16 protein-coding genes are annotated in these 17531 nt (G+C 58.9%); 11 read left to right on the top strand and 5 right to left on the bottom strand.

What is annotated here, in order from left to right:
- The first annotated feature begins 143 nt into the window (after positions 1-143).
- From ACO0LO_RS09345 to ACO0LO_RS09330, 4 genes are all read left to right on the top strand, one after another.
- Positions 144-1757, top strand: coding sequence for a hypothetical protein (locus ACO0LO_RS09345; RefSeq protein ID WP_422963939.1), 1614 nt, complete (start codon positions 144-146; stop codon positions 1755-1757).
- Positions 1758-1920: 163 nt separating this feature from the next.
- The gene (locus tag ACO0LO_RS09340; RefSeq protein ID WP_422963938.1) at positions 1921-2337 is read left to right on the top strand and encodes a hypothetical protein; all 417 of its coding nucleotides are present in this window, start codon (positions 1921-1923) and stop codon (positions 2335-2337) included.
- Between the two features lie 150 nt (positions 2338-2487).
- Positions 2488-2991 carry a hypothetical protein gene (locus ACO0LO_RS09335; RefSeq protein ID WP_422963937.1) on the top strand — a complete coding sequence of 168 codons (504 nt, stop codon included), beginning with the start codon at positions 2488-2490 and terminating at the stop codon, positions 2989-2991.
- Positions 2992-3192: 201 nt separating this feature from the next.
- The gene (locus ACO0LO_RS09330) at positions 3193-3846 is read left to right on the top strand and encodes a class I SAM-dependent methyltransferase (RefSeq protein WP_422963936.1); all 654 of its coding nucleotides are present in this window, start codon (positions 3193-3195) and stop codon (positions 3844-3846) included.
- A gap of 62 nt (positions 3847-3908) precedes the next feature.
- Here ACO0LO_RS09330 and ACO0LO_RS09325 read toward each other — a convergent pair whose 3' ends face one another.
- From ACO0LO_RS09325 to ACO0LO_RS09305, 5 genes are all read right to left on the bottom strand, one after another.
- Complete coding sequence (locus tag ACO0LO_RS09325; protein ID WP_422963935.1) at positions 3909-4196, bottom strand: hypothetical protein; 288 nt, start codon at positions 4194-4196, stop codon at positions 3909-3911.
- Positions 4197-4342: 146 nt separating this feature from the next.
- The gene (locus ACO0LO_RS09320; RefSeq protein ID WP_422963934.1) at positions 4343-6394 is read right to left on the bottom strand and encodes a pyridoxamine 5'-phosphate oxidase family protein; all 2052 of its coding nucleotides are present in this window, start codon (positions 6392-6394) and stop codon (positions 4343-4345) included.
- Positions 6395-6405: 11 nt separating this feature from the next.
- Positions 6406-7017, bottom strand: coding sequence for a glutathione S-transferase family protein (locus tag ACO0LO_RS09315; protein ID WP_422963933.1), 612 nt, complete (start codon positions 7015-7017; stop codon positions 6406-6408).
- A complete protein-coding gene (locus ACO0LO_RS09310; protein WP_422963932.1) occupies positions 7014-8033 on the bottom strand; it encodes an alpha/beta fold hydrolase in 1020 nt (339 codons plus the stop codon). Before ACO0LO_RS09310 ends, ACO0LO_RS09315 begins: the two co-directional genes overlap by 4 nt.
- Positions 8034-8431: 398 nt before the next feature.
- Positions 8432-9337 carry a LysR family transcriptional regulator gene (locus tag ACO0LO_RS09305; RefSeq protein WP_422963931.1) on the bottom strand — a complete coding sequence of 302 codons (906 nt, stop codon included), beginning with the start codon at positions 9335-9337 and terminating at the stop codon, positions 8432-8434.
- 125 nt (positions 9338-9462) lie between these two features.
- Here ACO0LO_RS09305 and hmgA point away from each other — a divergent pair, with 125 nt between their 5' ends.
- The 7 genes from hmgA to ssuD all read left to right on the top strand — a co-directional run bounded on the left by hmgA (position 9463) and on the right by ssuD (position 17490).
- Complete coding sequence (hmgA, locus tag ACO0LO_RS09300) at positions 9463-10806, top strand: homogentisate 1,2-dioxygenase (RefSeq protein WP_422964117.1); 1344 nt, start codon at positions 9463-9465, stop codon at positions 10804-10806.
- Positions 10806-12140 (top strand): fumarylacetoacetase, encoded by a 1335-nt coding sequence (gene fahA, locus ACO0LO_RS09295; protein WP_422963930.1) that lies wholly within the window; start codon positions 10806-10808, stop codon positions 12138-12140. Before hmgA ends, fahA begins: the two co-directional genes overlap by 1 nt.
- A gap of 260 nt (positions 12141-12400) precedes the next feature.
- Entirely contained in the window at positions 12401-13423 is a 1023-nt protein-coding gene (locus ACO0LO_RS09290) for a sulfate ABC transporter substrate-binding protein (RefSeq protein WP_422963929.1), read from the top strand.
- Positions 13424-13468: 45 nt separating this feature from the next.
- Entirely contained in the window at positions 13469-14056 is a 588-nt protein-coding gene (gene ssuE, locus ACO0LO_RS09285; protein ID WP_422963928.1) for an NADPH-dependent FMN reductase, read from the top strand.
- 110 nt (positions 14057-14166) lie between these two features.
- Positions 14167-15174: a sulfonate ABC transporter substrate-binding protein gene (locus ACO0LO_RS09280; protein WP_422963927.1), complete on the top strand. Its 1008-nt coding sequence runs from the start codon at positions 14167-14169 to the stop codon at positions 15172-15174.
- A 13-nt stretch (positions 15175-15187) separates the two neighbouring features.
- Positions 15188-16198, top strand: coding sequence for a sulfonate ABC transporter substrate-binding protein (locus ACO0LO_RS09275; RefSeq protein WP_422963926.1), 1011 nt, complete (start codon positions 15188-15190; stop codon positions 16196-16198).
- Positions 16199-16293: 95 nt separating this feature from the next.
- Complete coding sequence (ssuD, locus tag ACO0LO_RS09270) at positions 16294-17490, top strand: FMNH2-dependent alkanesulfonate monooxygenase (RefSeq protein ID WP_422963925.1); 1197 nt, start codon at positions 16294-16296, stop codon at positions 17488-17490.
- Positions 17491-17531 lie beyond the last annotated feature (41 nt).

Genomic DNA, 17531 nt, shown 5'->3' with positions numbered 1-17531 from the left:
ATAACACCCTTGCATACCGGTCGGCGGGCGTCTTTATCCCCGTGCATTCGATGCTATCCGGCAAGCTACCGGCATTGCTTTGCTTAAAGATTTGCAGTTTGTTGACGTTAGTGTATGAACGGCCAACTGGCGGATATCTATTCATGACGACTCTTTCACCGATCAGCAAGACCCCGGCGCTATATACGCCGCCTGCAAGCACAACAGCGGCAACGCGAGGGGCGAGTACCACAGGGACAGCCCAGGCAACGCCGTCGGCCATCGTCACGCTCAGTTCAGCACAGGATTTGCCCAGCATGCTGGCGGCAGCGGCCACGCCGCTGATGTGGGAAACCAAGGCAAGCGATCCGCTCAGTTACCTGATGGCATATAACTACGCTTTTCAGGCTCCTACGGGCCGGTTTGCCGGCTTGGGTGCGGCCATGCTGGACCAGCTCAAAGGGGATGGAGCAGACTTCTCGCAGACCGTGCAAACAGTGCGACAAGCGCCGGCTGCAGCGCAGGCAACTCCGTATGGCGGGGTGGGTGCAATACAGCAGCCATCGCTGCATGGCGTGGGCGCGAACCAGATAACGCTCAGCATCACGACCAAAAGCGGTGTCAAGGTAAGCCTGTCGCTGGATAGCCAGGAAAACGGCTTGGCTATCCAGATGAAAAGCAGCGGACCGTTAAGCGATAACGAGCGCAGTGCGCTGACCAAGCTGTCCAAGGGCTTCCAGGATGCCATTGACGGCATCGCTTCCTCGCCGCCAAAGATCGACCTCGACGGCCTGACGCAATTTGATCCCAATGTATTGGCCTCGGTTGACTTGCATTCCAGCATGCAGACAGGTGCCAGCGAGAATCAGTCGCTGGATTTCCATGCCGATGCAGCAAAAAGAACGGTAGGTCTGAGCGGACCGGGTGGCGAAGCTAACATCAGCGTGGACCTGACCAAGCCTGCGAGCTGGGGAAGCCAGTCCCAGCAAGCCAAGGCCACTGCCAATTACCTGAAGCAGTTCGACCAGGCCGCCGCTCGCGGCCATGGAGATGCGACGCTGATGGGCATGTTCAAGGATGCATTTACCGAGATGAACAGCAACTACGGGCCGGTGCTGCCGCCCCAGATAGCCGCACTGCCGTCCATCACGCTGGAAGACCAGGATCATTCAATGCTGACCGGGCTTGCCGATTTCAGCGCGTCGGTCACGCAGGCCAAGACCTTCCCCAATCCCATGCGCCCCGGCGAGAAGGACAGCTTCTCTTACCAGGCCTCCCAAAGCACCGAGATTAAAGGCCTCGACCAAGCCAACCGGACCATTTCCCAGACCCAGCAGTCATCGCTGCAGGCAAGCTACCACCAGTCGACTATTCCAGATCTGCCTTTAATATTGACCGAAGCAGCGGCATCGCAAAATTACAGCTATTACTCCATAGACGACACGGCAACCAGCACCATGGACATGGCGTATAAAAAAGGCATCCTGGTCAAGGCCAGCCTGAGCCAGTCATCCAGCCAGTCCACCCGCGTGCAGAAATATGAAATGGGCCACCTGAAGGACGATACGACGACCCCCGAACAAGCTTCTTTGACGCAAGACCTGGTGAAAACGCTGATGCCGGATACGAAGAGCGACGACACCAGGACGCCGCTGGAGCGCTATCAGCGCAAGCAAATGTTGTCCTCAACCAATGACATGATTTTCCTGCAACCGGACGCGGTGCGCCTGAATGACGAGGCACAGGCGCTGGCTAAACCCGTATTGTCGATAAAATAATAATAAAAACAATTTGCAGAGTAGAATCAGGCATTCCACGAGTTGACTGCGGGGTTCCCAGGCAATGCATAAGACATCCCAGCTTATTCTCGCATCGGCGCTCTTTCTTCCGCCTATCGCGCATGCGCAGTTTGAGAAACAAACGCCAACAGGCTTCAGGTCCATGAAATGGGGTGCCAGCCGTGCAGAACTCGGGGCCATCGCGGAGCCGAACACGCCATCGGAACCGGACTGCTATCGCAAGGCCAACGAGGATTTAAGTTTGGGCGCGGCAAAACTGGCTTCCATCGAATATTGCTACAACGCCGACTGGCTGTACAAAGTCAAATTGCTTGCAGCGCCGGATGCTGAGAATAAGGCGAATTTCATCAAGGCGATATCGGACGAGTATGGATTGCTCGGCGCTGAAGACCAGGGCAACCAGAGCTGGGCCTCGCCGGAAATCATCATGATCCTGTCAAACAGGCCGGCCGGCGCCGCAGTTGTGGAAGCACAGCAGTTCGTTATCATGAGCAAACCTCTGGCAGACGCCAAGCGGAAGCTGGAGCGGGACAAGGAACAACGCGCTTCTGGAGAATAGCCTTTATAGGCTGTAGCCGCTGCGAGCTCTGCGTGGTCGGACATGTCTTACGGATGCCCCAGCCGCCTGCCTGCATCGGCTATACCTTGTTTTATCTATCATCGTGCCACTTCTCCACGAAAGATCTCAACAGCGGCAAACAGGGGTAACATGAAAATCATCTTGCGTTTGTTCAGCGCGGTCCACGGTGTGATGGCGCTGTTGTTTGCCGCTGCGGCGCTGATGCTGATTGCCGTCGCCGCGCGCCTGGGGTTTTCCGCATTTCAAGACGGGTTTGGGGTAGCGGGAGCGCAAGTCCTGATAGAGGCCATTGGCATACTCGCAGCAGCCGTCGTTGCCTTGCAGATCGCCGAAACCATCATTGAAGAAGAGGTCGTGCGGGATGCGGACATCAGCGCGCCTACGCGTGTCAGGCGTTACCTGTCCCGTTTTTTCGTGGTGCTGGTCGTTTCGCTGGCAATCGAAGGTCTGGTTGCCACTTTCCACGCAGTACATGAAGACTTGCAACAATTGCTGTACGCGGGAAGCCCGCTGGTTGCGGTGGGCATCCTGCTCGCGGCCTGGGGCGTGTTTATCTACCTCAATCGCTTCGCGGAAGAACTGGAGCCGGATGCCATGGCAGAAGCGAAAAGCGAAGACCAGAAGCTGCAATAGCACGGCACTGGCGTCTGCAGAGACCCTTAGGGAAGAGCTTTGACGGCCAGAGCGCTGAAGCGAGCCTCCAAGGGCTCGGAATTGTTGCGCAAATGACGCCTGTCGGGTAGCCTAGGACATCCTGTCATTGGGCAATACGCTATGAAATCCTGTCTGATCTGCAAACAACACGTCACGCAATTCGTGCCTTATAAAAACGGCATGACAGATGTACCTCCGCTGCTGCGGGAAGTCCAGTTCATCGGATCCGATGTCGTCAATTTTGCCTGCCCTCATTGCGGTTCGACCGACAGGGAGCGGCACCTGTTTATTTATATGAGTTTCGTGCCGCAGGTGCTGGACAAATTCAAGGGCGGCAAGGTCCTGCACTTTGCGCCGGAAAGATATCTGTCCCTGCTGATACAGAATCAGGGGCCGGCTGAATACATCAAGGCCGATATGTTCCCGCGCGATGCGGAAGTCAAAAAAATCAACCTGGAAGAGATCGGTTATCCGGATGAGTCCTTTGATTTCGTGATCGCCAATCATGTGCTGGAGCATGTCAGCGATGACAGGAAAGCCATCGGCGAGGTACACAGGGTATTGAAAAAGGGCGGTTATGCACTTTTACAAACACCCTACAGCGCCATCCTGCCGACATCGGTCGCCGAATTCACGCCGGGTTCCGAAGTGACCAGGGCCATGCTGTTCGGGGAGCCGGATCATGTCCGCCTGTACGGGCTGGATATTTTCTCCAGGATTTCCGAATCCGGCCTGAGCTTCATAGGCGGCGGACACGATAAATTCAATATTGCCGTTGACAGCAATGCTCTCGGCATTAACGAGGCGGAACCTTTTTTCCTGTTTGAGAAGTAAGCAAAACTCTCCGATATCGTCTCGCAACTTGCGCTCGATCTACGCCAAGCGGACACGAGCTATCAGGCAGCGCCAGCTTTGGGACCGATACCAGAATCTTTCAGCCTGGACGAGTAGCCAGCTAAGGAATCGGCAGCTTTACGCACTGCAAGACGCACCAAGTCACTATCGGCGACATGGCCGTCCCTATCCACTTCGTCGATTAGAGCAGGCCGCCGGAGGATGGAATTGGCGGCGATATTTTCTTTGCTACCAGCTTGATGCAAGGCTTGGTAGCCCCAGCCTTCATGGCTGGTATAGGTCAAGCCGAAGAACGGTAAGTCGAAGATCATGAATTCAGAATCAAACATGGGAATACTCCTGGAAGGTTTTGATACCGACAAGACTCGGGCTTGCCATAGTGGGAATGTCAAGCCTTGGATTAATTTTTTTTGAGCGGATTACCGGTAATCCGCCTTCATCCTGCTGGACTCCGGTATAACACCCGCCTGCCACCTTACAGATCCAGATGCAGCGCGGTAGCGCCTTCAGCGGGTAGCGCGCAGCAGATCAGGGCTTCGTCCGGCCCCACTTCCGCCGTGGGCGTCTGCGTATATGTCACTGAGCCGCTGAGGATGCGCGTACGGCAGCTGCCGCAGCTGCCGCCCCTGCAACTGTATTCCGGCGACAAGCCGCGCTGCTCGGCCAGCTCCAGCAACGTGCCGCCGCCCGGTATCCAGCGCGCCTCCTTGGCCGACCGCATGAACAACACCGGCACCGCCGTGCTCGACGGCGCTATCATCGACACTTCCGGCGCTCCCTCGTCAGCCTTGCGCTGCAGGCTGGACGGGCCAAACGCTTCGGCGTGGATGCGCCCATCGGCCACATTCACGCTACGCAACGCGTCGTACATTTGCTGCATGAATTCTCCGGGTCCGCATAGGTAAAAATCGTAGTCGTCGAACGGCAGCGTTTTTTTCAACAGTTCCAGGTCGATGCGTCCGGATGCTTCATAATCCTTGCCCGCCTCGACGCCTTCTATGTCGCCCAGCACGCGGATATGGCGTAAGCCGCCTTTCCCGGCCTGCACCAGCGAAGCAAGTTCATCGTCAAAAGCCCGCTGCGGCTTGCTGCGTGCCGACTGGAACAGCCATACCGGCCGCTGATAGCGCTTGCGCATACCCTCATGGATCAGATGCCGCGCCATGGCCAGCATGGGCGTCACGCCAACGCCGGCAGCCAGCAGGACGACCGGCCGACGTACAGAGGCGTCAATAGTGAAGCTACCTGCCGGCGCGCGCGCCTCAATGATGTCGCCCGGCTTCAGCATATCGTGCAGATGGTTGGAAAACCGTCCTTCACGCTTGACGCTGATGCGCAGCAGAACGTCCGACGGTGCACTCGACAGCGTGTACGTACGGATTTGGGATGCAGTTTCGCCAGGCAGCACCAGCCGTATGGGAAGATGCTGGCCGGCCGCCGTTTGCGGCATGCCGGCGCCGTCCGCCGGCGCCAGGTAGAACGAGCGTATCAGCGCGCTTTCGTCGGCGATCCGTTCAATACGGAACGGCCGCCACTGGTGCGCCAGTTCGGCAGCCTTCAGGCGTGCCGCCGCATCATCCCAGTTACCCGTGATTAAGGCATTCGGCGAAGCCCCGTTTTCAGCATCGGTCCAGCGCAGCGGCAACGCCGCGGGGCGGTGCACGATACGCTGGGGCTTGAAGCGCCACATCCGTTCCGCGCCCATGAAAGCGGCGATTTCCGGCGCATTCAATACGACTTCGGCGCGCCCTGCCATCTGCAGCAGGTCGCCACTGCGAAAATCCACGAACACTAGGCCGGCGCGCGGATTAAGCAGAAAATTTCCCAGCGTGTTGAAGAACAGGTTGCCGGAGAAATCGGGAATGGTCAGTGTGCCGTCCTCGTCTATTTGCACAAAGCCGGGTTTGCCGCCGCGGTGCGACGCATCCACCTGGCGCGCACCGTCGCGCTCGACGTAAGACGCAACGTAAAACGAATCGGCCGCCAAGATCATCGCCCGCGCACGCGCATCCAACGCCGTCAGTTCCGTCACGGCGCCGGGCCTGGCATCGGTGAACGCATACTGGCGCAACTGTATGTACTGTGGGCAGTTGCCATAGGCTTGCGTGGCCTCGATGTCGAATCCCGAACTGCCGCTACGCCGTACCACTCCATTCAGCCGGTTACGGCGCCGGGTATGCAGTTCGATGCCCAGCATGCCGATTCCATCGCCCTCTTCCATGCCCGCGTCGGCGGGATCGTCAGGCTCACGGTCCAGCTTCATGGCCAGGCGCTGAGGCACCGGCGAATGCATGAAACCGGGCTGACCCGCCCTTAGCGTCGCCCACACCTCGCCAGCCTTGTCCACTGCACCCAGCACCACAAAGGGCAGTTGCGCATAAAACTCGCGGTGCTGGTCCGGCATGTAGGCACGGGCCATTTGCTTCTGTCCAGGAACGACCATGCGTTCGACAGCACCTACACTGCGCTGTATAGTCAACTCCCCTTCATGCCAGGGAGACTGTGCAACGGCGATCGACGCGTCCATGGCTAATCCCTTTAAGCTGCCAGACCGACAGCGGTTTTTTCGAAAGGCAAGAAACCCGGCAGAGCCTCGACGCGGGCCAGCCATGCCAGCACGTGACCATAGCCGGACAAGTCGACGTTCCCTTCTGGCGCACTGGAAATGTAGCTGTACAGCGCCACATCGGCGATAGTCGGATGGTTTGCCGCCAGCCAGTCGCGTGCCGACAATTCCGCGTCGACCAGCGTCAGGATGGCATGTGAGCGATTGATCGTGTCTTTTGTATCCAGCGGGGCGCCGAACACCGTAATCAGCCGCGCCGCTGCAGGACCACGGGCAATCTCCCCTGCCGCCACCGACAGCCAGCGCTGCACCGCAGCCGCAGCGGCAGGCGTTTCAGGCAGCCAGTCCGTGCGGCCCAGCGACTTTGCCACATACACCAGAATTGCATTGGAATCGCTGATCACGGTTTCGCCATCCTGCAACACCGGCACCTGGCCGAAGCGATTCAGCTTGAGCAAGGCCTCGGATTTCTGCTCGCGCTTTTTCAAATCAACCAGCACCAGCTCATGTGGAACATCGAGCAGCGAAAGGAACAGGCGGGCGCGGTGCGAGTGGCCGGACAGTGTGTGATAGTACAGTTTCATGGTAATTTCCTTGTTGTAGTTGCGGTCAACCCGCTTGACATGCCGTAGTTTGCAGGCTGGACGCCGGCACTAAAAACTGCGTGATTCGCTTGCATATATTGATTGGTCAGCTCGACGACTTCTTCCAGCCGCGTGTCCATCGCAAAATGGCCGGCGTCGAGGATTGCAACCCGGGCTTGCGGGACGTCCCGCTTGAACGCCTGCGCGCCATCCACCGTGAAGGCCAGGTCGTGTTTGCCCCAGATGACCAGTACAGGCAGGCGATACGCACCCAGCCATTTCTGCCAGGCAGGATAAGACGCGATATTGGTCTGATAGTCATAAATCAGATCAGCCTGGATGGCAGCCTGGCCCGGACGGTTCAGACAGGCATGTTCATCCATCCAAAGATCGGGGTCGTAGGCCTCCACATCCGGGTCGCTGCCGATATGCCGAGCCCGGGTCACTGCCAATGAAAGCTGGCCGTCGCGTACCTCCTGCTCATGGGCGGCGCGGTCGGTCCAGAACGCCTTGCGCTTTGCCCACATAGGACCCAGCCCCTCCTCGTAGACATTCCCATTCTGGAAGATCGTTCCCTGTACCGCATAAGGACGCGCTACTGCCATCCGCATGCCAACCGGCGCACCGTAATCCTGCATGAACAGCACATAGCGATTCAGGCCCACGGCATCGGTAAATTTTTGAACGACTTCCGACAGATGATCGAAAGTGTAGGTAAAGCTGTCAGGAGCCGGCGCATCGCTATTGCCGAAACCCGGGTAATCCGGCGCGATCAGGTGGTAACGGTCACCCAGTTTGCGCATCAGGCCGTCATACATCCTTGAAGAACTGGGGACGCCGTGCAATAGCAGCAATGCCGGCTTGTCGGCCGAGCCCGCTTCGCGATAGGCGATTTTTACACCGTCAATGGTAACGCTGCGATACGTCAAGGGCGCCGCAAGCGCGGCAGAGCCCGCTGTCGCCCCCGCCAGCACAACGCTAGCCAGGGCAACGCGGATAAGTCGTTTTTTGTTCATCGTATTCTTCCTGTTCTTAGAGCCAGTACCTTGCTTGATACGGTGATGCCAGTTTCACCGATAACAAAAATGAAGGGAATTCCGATTTTTGACAATTCACTCTTACCAGGCCAGGAATAATTGCCTGGGATGCATTACCGAAATATGCGGCTTGGCGACAGGACTTCTGTCAATTTTGATGGAATCGCGGCACCCGGTTGCAGGCCGCCGAGAATAGCGGCCCGGGCAAGCGCATTGCCCTTGCTCTGAGCTTGGCAGAAAACATTGATTCAGGGAATTGATAAGGGGCGGCCCACCTGCCTGGCCGGATTCCCTTCGGCTTCCATGGGCAACTGGTCCCAAGGCAGCGTGGCTTGAATGCCAATTAAGGTTTGAAATAAGCCTGCCAGTCGGCGTCATTACTCCGCAAAGTGCTCCGCAATAAATCCGCGCAGCCACTGGTTGCCTTCGTCCTGGTTATATCGCCTGTGCCAGAACATATTCGTCTGCAATGACGGCAGGCGTAGCGGCGGCTTCACGTAGTGCAGGTTGAAGGGCGCAGCAGCCCGTTCGGCCAGTTTTTGCGGCACGGTGACCAGCAGGTCGGCAGTGCTGACGATATAGGGCACTGCCACGAAGTGCGGCACGCTGAACTGCGCTGCAGCTTTGATGCCGGCTTTTTCCAGGCTCTGGTTGATACTGTCGTAAGGGCTCTCGGTGGAAGCGACGATCAGGTGGCGGGCGGAGAGAAAATCTTTCAGGCTGATTTTTGCCGCCGCCAGCGGATGTCCGTTGCGGAACATGCAGACATACTCCTGCTTGAACAACCTGCGCTGGTACAGCGCGCCGGACACATTATCGAACGCGCCTATGGCCAGGTCCACCCGTCCTGCCTCCATTTCCGCCTTCAGATCCAGGCTGCTGGCGCGCACGGTGCTGATCTTTATCTGCGGTGCGAACTGGCGGCATTTTTCCACCAGCACAGGCATGAAATACACCTCTCCGACATCGGTCATGGCGATGGTAAATGAACGCTGGCTGGCGGCGGCATCAAAATGTTCATGCCGGTTCAGCGCGCGGCTGACCTGTTCCAGCGCGGCGCTGATGGGCTCCGCCAGCTGCTCGGCCAGCGGGGTGGGCTGCATGCCCAGCGCGGTGCGGACAAACAGTTCGTCGCCGAAGCTGCGGCGCAGCCGGGCCAGCGCATTGCTGACGGCCGGCTGCGACAGCCCCAGTTTCTTGGCGACCGCCGAAATCTGTTTCTCCTGGAACACTTCCTGGAACACCACCAACAGGTTCAAGTCTATTTCTCGCGGCTCTATCATTGCCTACCCCTACTATTCATTAAATCAATGGACTACATTTTTGTATTTATAACGTAAAAGAGTGCTGTTTGCACTAAAGTATCAGCTTGTTATGGAAAAGCGATGAGGGATGCGCCATGAATACGATGACCGAAGGCCACCAGGCCGCGCTGCAACAAAATGGGGATAGGGATGGGCAAAGGACTTACCAGTCTGGCTTTGCCAATGAATTTGCGACCGAGGCATTGCCCGGCGCCCTGCCCAAAAACCAGAACTCACCGCAGAAAGTGGCTTACGGCCTGTATGCTGAACAGGTATCCGGCACCGCGTTCACCGCGCCGCGCCACCACAACCGCCGCTCCTGGCTGTACCGGATACGGCCGGCAGCAATGCATCAGCCGTTTGCGCAGATCAGCAACCGCGGTATCGTCAGCCGTTTCGACGAAGTCGCCGCACCGCCCAACCAGTTGCGCTGGGACCCGCTGCCTATGCCGTCCGAAGCCACCGACTTCATCCAGGGATGGATCACGATGGCGGGTAATGGCTCGCCTGATGCGCAGAGCGGCTGTGCGATTCATCTGTATGCAGCCAACCGCGACATGACGGACAGCTTCTTCTATTCCGCCGACGGCGAGCTGCTGATCGTGCCGCAGCAGGGCCGCCTGCAGTTACGCACCGAACTTGGCATCATCGACGTGGAACCGCAGGAAATTGCAGTCGTGCCGCGCGGCATACGTTTCCAGGTCAGCCTGCCGGACGGCGAAGCGCGCGGCTATATCTGCGAAAACTTCGGCGCCTTGCTGCGCCTGCCGGATCTGGGTGTCATCGGCTCCAACGGCCTGGCAAATCCGCGCGATTTCCAGACGCCGCATGCGTGGTACGAAGACCGTGAAGGCGACTTTGAACTGATCGCCAAGTTCAGCGGCAACCTGTGGAGTGCAAAAATCGACCATTCGCCACTGGATGTGGTCGCCTGGCACGGCAACTACGCGCCGTATAAATACGACCTGCGCCATTTCAATACGATAGGCTCGATCAGCTACGACCATCCCGATCCATCCATTTTCCTGGTCTTGCAGGCGCCCAGCGATACCCCGGGTGTGGACACGCTGGATTTCGTCATCTTCCCACCGCGCTGGCTGGCAGCGGAAAACACCTTCCGCCCGCCCTGGTTCCACCGCAACATCGCCAGCGAATTCATGGGACTGATCCACGGCCAGTACGACGCAAAGTCGGCCGGTTTCCGCCCCGGCGGCGCCAGCCTGCACAACTGCATGAGCGGCCACGGCCCGGATGCGACGACCTTCGACAAGGCCAGCAATGCCGATACCAGCGCGCCGCATAAAGTGGACAATACGATGGCCTTCATGTTTGAAACCCGCCATGTGATACGGCCCACGCCGTATGCACTGGCTGCGCCACAGCTGCAGAATGACTACTACCAATGCTGGATGGGCATACAAAAGAACTTTAATCCGGAGCAAGCATAATGACCGTGCAATTGAATGAAACCCATGACGTGGCGCTGCGCAGCTGGGTCGCGTCGGCAAACCTGGCGGACAGCGATTTCCCGCTGCAGAACCTGCCGTTCGCCGCCTTCCGCCGCAAAGGAAGTGCGGAAGAATTTCGCATAGGCGTCGCCATAGGCACCCAGGTGCTGGATCTGCGCGCCGCCTTCGCTGCAGATGCCTTTGCCGGCATCGCTGCGCTGAATACGCCAGCAGCAACCAGGGCCTTGCAAAGCGACAGCCTGAACCTGCTGATGGGACTGGGCCAGGAAACCTGGTCGGCGCTGCGCCTGGCGCTATCGCGCCAGCTGCGTGAAGGCGCTGCGCAACAGGCCGGCCTGCAGGCGGCGCTGCTGGCACAGGGCGATGCAGAATTCAGCCTGCCGGCGCGCATCGGCGACTACACCGACTTTTATACGTCGGTGTACCACGCCACCGCCATCGGCAAGCTGTTCCGCCCGGACAACCCGCTGCTGCCCAACTACAAATGGGTGCCGATAGGCTATCACGGCCGCGCCTCCTCCATCGGCGTCTCAGGCCAGCAATTCCGCCGGCCGCTGGGGCAGACCAAGCCGCCAACGTCGGACAATCCTGTATTCGGCCCCAGCAAGCGGCTGGACTATGAACTGGAAATCGGCATCTTTGTCGGCAAGGGCAACGAGTTGGGCGATGCAGTGGCGCTGGACGATGCCGAATCGCATGTGTTCGGCCTGTGCCTGCTGAACGACTGGTCGGCGCGCGACATCCAGGCCTGGGAATACCAGCCACTCGGCCCTTTCCTTGCTAAAAATTTCGCTTCGACGATTTCGCCGTGGATAGTCACGCTGGAAGCGCTGGCACCCTACCGTCTGGCATGGCAGCGCGAACAAGCTGATCCGCAACCGATGGCTTACCTGGATTCGGCCAGCCTGCGGGACGGTGGCGCCTTCGACGTGCAACTGGAAGTACTACTGCAAACCGCCGCCATGCGCGAGCAGGGCATTCCGGCGCAGAGCCTGTCGCAATCGAATTTCCGCCACTCCTACTGGAGCGTGTCGCAACTGGTCGCGCATCACACGGTCAACGGCTGCAACCTGCAGCCCGGCGACCTGCTGGGCTCGGGCACGCAGTCCGGCCCCACCGCGCCGGAAGCAGGCTCGCTGCTGGAACTGACCGCAGGCGGCAAGGAAGCGATCAGCTTCCCCAATGGCGAGAAACGCATTTTCATCGAGGACGGCGACACGGTGACAATGCGCGGCTGGGCGCACAAGCCCGGTTGTGCCCGCATAGGTTTCGGTGAGGTGAGCGGCACCGTGTTGCCGGCACGCGCCATCTGACGCTACCGCACCCGCCAGGGTGCAATAACAGAACGGCCCTGTCTTGCGACGGGCCGTTCTCATTTCTGCCGTCAACTTCGCCCATCCTGATGGCATTTTGCTAAATTCTGCAAATTTTGCCGCATATACGAAAAACGCATATCAAACCGCGAAACTATTCGTTCTTGTTTTTTCTTGCACGCATTACTCTACATTCCTCGCATTTTATTTTAGAGGGGCCTAGGCCTCTCTGCCTCATACGACAACAAGGAAAATTGCAAATGAAACTGAAAAAACTGTTCGTGGCCGCCTCACTCGCCGTAGCCGGCAGCCTGACGCTGGCTCACACAGCTGCTTTTGCAGCTGACATCTCGCTACTGAACGTCTCTTACGACCCTACCCGCGAGCTGTACCAGGATGTTAATCAGGCATTTGCCAAACAATGGAAAGCCAAGACCGGCGACAACGTCACTATCAAGCAATCGCACGGCGGCTCCGGCAAGCAGGCGCGCTCCGTCATTGACGGTCTGGACGCCGATGTAGTCACGCTGGCGCTGGCCTATGATACCGACGCCATCGCCGAGCATGGCCTGACGTCCAAGGAATGGCAAAAACGCCTGCCGCACAACAGCTCGCCTTATTCATCCACCATTGTCTTCCTGGTGCGCAAAGGCAACCCCAAGGGCATCAAGGACTGGAACGACATCATCAAGCCTGGCGTTTCCGTCATTACCCCGAATCCAAAAACCTCGGGCGGCGCCCGCTGGAACCACCTGGCAGCCTGGGGCTATGCCTTGAAACTGCCGGGCGGCAGCCCTGCCACCGCCAAAGAATTCCTCAGCAAGCTGTACAAGAACGTGCCGGTGCTGGACTCCGGCGCGCGCGGCGCGACCACCACTTTTGTTGAACGCGGCATAGGCGACGTCCTGCTGGCCTGGGAAAACGAAGCGCTGCTGGCCATCAAGGAACTGGGTCCTGAAAAATTCGAGATCGTTGCACCATCGACCAGTATCCTGGCGGAACCCTCGGTTGCCGTCGTCGACAAGGTTGCAGACCGCCGCGGCACCCGCAAGGTTGCGGAAGCCTACCTGAACTTCCTGTACACCGATGAAGGCCAGGACATCATCGCGAAAAACTACTACCGCCCAACCACGGAAAAAGCATCGAAGAAATATGCAGCGCAATTTCCCAAGGTCAAACTGTTCACGATAGATGACACCTTCGGTGGTTGGACCAAGGCGCAGAAAGAACATTTCGCCGACGGCGGCGTGTTCGACCAGATCTACCAGCCTGGCAAGAAATAAGCCACCGCTAGCCGACACTTATCCTTTACCGCAAAGCGACACGCCATGAATATCCTGCTGCTCTCCGGAAGTCCATCCACCCCTTCGCGCTCCACGCGCCTGTTGCACCACGTTGGAGATCGCCTGGCTGAACTGGGCTACCGCACTTCCCGGGTGCAGGTCAGGGACTTGCCCGCGCAAGCGCTGCTGCATGCGGATTTCAACGATGATCATTTACGCGCCGCCAAAGCACTGGTGGCCCAGGCGGACGCGGTGGTCATCAGTACCCCCGTCTACAAGGCTGCCTACAGCGGCGTGCTGAAGACCTTCCTGGACCTGCTGCCGCAGGACGGCCTGGCCGGCAAGCTGGTGCTGCCGCTGGCCACCGGCGGCAGCCAGTCCCACATGCTGGCACTGGACTATGCACTGCGGCCAGTGTTGGCCTCGCTGGCGGCAAAGCACATCCTGCCCAGCATCTACGCCACTGATGCGCAGGTCGACTGGTCGGAGCAAGACGGCTTGAATATAGACCCGACAATCGCGCAGCGCATCGCCGAAGGTATCAGCCACCTCACCCACAGCCTGGTTGCCGTGCGCAACCAGGGAAAAAATAGCGACGCCGTGCAATTTACCCAATTGCGATGTAGCGCCTGAGGCATCCGCCGCCATAGCGGCGAAAAGCTGCTCCCGCACACAAATTTGAAAGCGGTACCCGCCAGCACACCGGTGCAGGGCCCCGCTTACCCAAAAATTCTTGATACAGGATGACAATGAGTAATTTTGACGATCAAAAACGCCAGGCCAAGCGCCACACGCTGGGATTGCTGTCTGCCGCCACGCTGGGTGCGCTAAGCGGCTTGGCCGTCGGGCTGCCGTCGCTGGCATCGGCGCAGACCAAGCCTGCACCGGGCGTGCTGCGCATAGGCTATCAAAAGTACGGCACGCTGGTGCTGCTGAAAACCACCGGCGCGCTGGACAAGCGGCTGGCGCAGCAAGGCATACAGCTGAAGTGGATAGAATTTCCAGCCGGCCCGCAACTGCTGGAAGGCCTGAACGTCGGCAGCGTGGATTTCGGCACAACCGGCGAAGCGCCGCCTATCTTTGCCCAGGCAGCCGGCGCCGATCTGGTCTATGTCGGCAACGAGCCGCCGGCACCCGCCGGGGAAGCCATCATCGTCCCTAAAAATTCGCCCCTGAAGACCGCAGCCGACCTGAAAGGCAAGAAGATCGCACTGAACAAGGGCTCCAACGTGCATTACCTGCTCGTTAAGGTGCTGGAAAAAGCCGGCATCGCCTACAAGGATATCGAACCGGTCTACCTGCCTCCGGCGGATGCCAGGGCTGCTTTTGAACGCGGCAGCGTAGATGCCTGGGTCATCTGGGATCCGTTTTTCGCCGCAGCCGAAAAGCAGCTGGGTGCGCGCATCCTGGTGGACGGCAAAGGCCTGGTCAGCAACCACCAGTTCTACCTTGCCTCCCGCACGTATGCACAAAAGAACCAGGAAGCGCTGCGCATTACCTTTGAAGAACTGGCCAAGGTCGACGAATGGGGCGCGAAAAACGTGTCCGACGTGACGGCTCAGCTGGCGGCGCAGATCGGCCTGGAACCGTCCATCGTGGAAGTGGCTGCCAAACGCTTTTCCTACGGCGTCAAGCCACTGACGGAACAGGTGATCCGCGAGCAGCAAAACATTGCCGACACGTTCGCCGACCTGAAATTGATTCCTAAAAAGATCAATATCCGCGACGCCGTCATCAACATCAAGCTGTAAGCCATAGACCGACATGAATACGCCCTCTCTGCCACTACGCCGCACCTTGCTGCTCGCCACTGCCGCCGCCCTGCTGCCGCAACTTTCGCTGGCAGCGCTGGCGGCAAATGATGTGCCGAAAGAATTGCGCATAGGCTTCCAGAAAAGTTCAGTCAACCTGACCTTGCTGAAACAACGGCAGGCGCTGGAAAAACAATTGAAAGGCGTCAAGGTCAGCTGGTTCGAATTCACTGCCGGCCCGCAGATGCTGGAAGCACTATCGGTGGGCAGTATCGATTTCGCCACCACCGGCGAACCGCCGCCGATTTTTGCACAAGCAGCAGGTAGCGGCCTGGTCTATGTCGGGGCGGAGCCGGCCAAGCCGGCCGTCAGCGCCATCCTGGTCAAGCAGAATTCTACGATCAGAACGCTGGCCGACCTCAAAGGCAGGAAAATCGCCTTCCAAAAAGGTTCCAGCGCCCATTACCACGTACTGCGCGCCGTACAGGCAGCCGGTTTGCAATGGAGCGATATTTCACCCATCTACCTGGCGCCTGCAGATGCGCGTGCCGCTTTCGAACGTGGCAGCGTGGATGCCTGGGCTATCTGGGATCCTTACTGGGCTGCGGCAGAACAAGGCTCGCAGCCGCGCGTGCTGACGACGGGCAAGGACCTGGTGAACAACCTGTCCTACTACCTGTCCAGCCGGCAGTTTGCCGACCGCTATCCCAAGGTGATCCATCTGCTATTTGAGGAACTGACTCGCAGCGACAGCTTTGTGCAGACCAACCGCAAGGAAGCAGTTGCCGCAATCGCCGCCAGCACCGGCCTGGACAATGCGACCATCGCCGCCTTCCTGACACGGCGCCCGCGCTCGCCGGTGGTGTACCTGACGCAAGGCATGGTGGAAGACCAGCAAAGAATCGCCGACAATTTCTACCAGCAAAAATTGATACCGAAACAGATCAACGTCAGGGACGCGGCATGGTTCCCGCCGGCCTCGGTAGCCGCGGCAGCCACAGCAATAATTGCAAGTAACAGATAAGCGTCAATCCACATTTTTCAACGCCAATTTTCAACCCGAATTATCAGCCTGAATTTCCAGCCCTATTCGGTACTAGTACGCATAAAGGAAAGATCATGAGTCTCAATGTTTTCTGGTTCATCCCAACCCACGGCGATAGCCGCTACCTGGGCACTTCACGCGGCGCGCGGCATATCAACTACGACTACCTGAAGCAGATTGCGGTAGCCGCCGACACGCAGGGGTATGACGGCGTGCTGCTGCCAACCGGCCGCTCCTGCGAAGACGCATGGGTGGTTGCATCCAGCCTCATCGGTGCGACAAAAAACCTGAAATTCCTGGTGGCGATACGCCCCGGCCTGTCCAGCCCCGGCCTGTCCCTGCGCATGGCGTCCACCTTCGACCGGCTGTCCAACGGCCGCCTGCTGGTCAATGTCGTGACAGGCGGCGATCAGGGCGAACTGGAAGCAGACGGCGTGTTTGCCGACCATACCGAGCGCTATGAGATTACCGACGAGTTCCTGCGTGTCTGGCGCGCGGCACTGTCGGGCGAAGGCGGCGACAAGGGCTATACGTTTGAAGGCAAGCATATCCAGGTCAAAGGCGCGAAGACCCTTTATCCACCGGTGCAGAAACCTTATCCGCCACTGTATTTTGGCGGTTCTTCCGAACCGGCACATGAACTGGCAGCGGAACAGGTGGACGTGTACCTGACCTGGGGCGAACCTCCCGCCGCCGTCGCCGAAAAAATTGCCGATATGCGCGCCCGCGCGGCGCGGCATGGCCGCACGCTGCGCTTCGGCATACGCCTGCACGTGATCGTGCGCGAAACCAATGAAGCCGCGTGGAAAGCCGCCGACGAATTGATCAGCCACCTGGACGACGACATCATTGCGAAGGCGCAGGCATCGTTTGCAAAGATGGATTCGGTTGGCCAGCAGAGGATGGCGGCGCTGCACGGCGGCAAGCGCGACAGGCTGGAAGTATCGCCCAACCTGTGGGCAGGCGTAGGCCTGGTGCGCGGCGGCGCCGGCACGGCACTGGTGGGCGATCCCGAAACCGTGGCTGCGCGCATGCATGAGTATGCAGCGCTGGGCATAGACACTTTCATCATGTCCGGCTATCCGCACCTGGAAGAGTCCTACCGCTTTGCCGAACTGGTATTCCCGCTGATCGGCAAGACGCTGCCGGGCGCGGGAGAGAGCAGCAGCATTACCGGCCCGTTCGGCGAGATCATGGCCAACAACATCGTGCCTATCAGCCGTCCAACCGGTGATGAGCATACCCGGGTACAAGCCCAGAGCCAGTCCTAGAATGCTAGAAGGCAGGCGTCGTTTCACCGTTTTACAGGGGG

The sequence above is a fragment of the Undibacterium sp. TJN25 genome (assembly GCF_049339885.1).
Lineage (GTDB): Bacteria > Pseudomonadota > Gammaproteobacteria > Burkholderiales > Burkholderiaceae_D > Undibacterium.
The sequence above is the reverse complement of the archived record's forward strand: the minus strand, read 5'-3'. Positions and strand labels throughout refer to the sequence as shown.

Bases quoted from the DNA above. Each gene is read 5' to 3' on its own strand.
- ACO0LO_RS09335 (WP_422963937.1), top strand. From the start codon at position 2,488: ATGAAAATCATCTTGCGTTTGTTCAGCGCGGTCCACGGTGTGATGGCG.
- ACO0LO_RS09315 (WP_422963933.1), bottom strand. From the start codon at position 7,017: ATGAAACTGTACTATCACACACTGTCCGGCCACTCGCACCGCGCCCGC.
- ACO0LO_RS09330 (WP_422963936.1), top strand. From the start codon at position 3,193: ATGACAGATGTACCTCCGCTGCTGCGGGAAGTCCAGTTCATCGGATCC.
- ACO0LO_RS09345 (WP_422963939.1), top strand. From the start codon at position 144: ATGACGACTCTTTCACCGATCAGCAAGACCCCGGCGCTATATACGCCG.
- ssuE (WP_422963928.1), top strand. From the start codon at position 13,469: ATGAATATCCTGCTGCTCTCCGGAAGTCCATCCACCCCTTCGCGCTCC.
- ACO0LO_RS09290 (WP_422963929.1), top strand. From the start codon at position 12,401: ATGAAACTGAAAAAACTGTTCGTGGCCGCCTCACTCGCCGTAGCCGGC.
- ssuD (WP_422963925.1), top strand. From the start codon at position 16,294: ATGAGTCTCAATGTTTTCTGGTTCATCCCAACCCACGGCGATAGCCGC.
- ACO0LO_RS09280 (WP_422963927.1), top strand. From the start codon at position 14,167: ATGACAATGAGTAATTTTGACGATCAAAAACGCCAGGCCAAGCGCCAC.
- ACO0LO_RS09340 (WP_422963938.1), top strand. From the start codon at position 1,921: ATGAAATGGGGTGCCAGCCGTGCAGAACTCGGGGCCATCGCGGAGCCG.
- ACO0LO_RS09320 (WP_422963934.1), bottom strand. From the start codon at position 6,394: ATGGACGCGTCGATCGCCGTTGCACAGTCTCCCTGGCATGAAGGGGAG.
- ACO0LO_RS09275 (WP_422963926.1), top strand. From the start codon at position 15,188: ATGAATACGCCCTCTCTGCCACTACGCCGCACCTTGCTGCTCGCCACT.
- hmgA (WP_422964117.1), top strand. From the start codon at position 9,463: ATGACCGAAGGCCACCAGGCCGCGCTGCAACAAAATGGGGATAGGGAT.
- fahA (WP_422963930.1), top strand. From the start codon at position 10,806: ATGACCGTGCAATTGAATGAAACCCATGACGTGGCGCTGCGCAGCTGG.
- ACO0LO_RS09305 (WP_422963931.1), bottom strand. From the start codon at position 9,337: ATGATAGAGCCGCGAGAAATAGACTTGAACCTGTTGGTGGTGTTCCAG.
- ACO0LO_RS09310 (WP_422963932.1), bottom strand. From the start codon at position 8,033: ATGAACAAAAAACGACTTATCCGCGTTGCCCTGGCTAGCGTTGTGCTG.
- ACO0LO_RS09325 (WP_422963935.1), bottom strand. From the start codon at position 4,196: ATGTTTGATTCTGAATTCATGATCTTCGACTTACCGTTCTTCGGCTTG.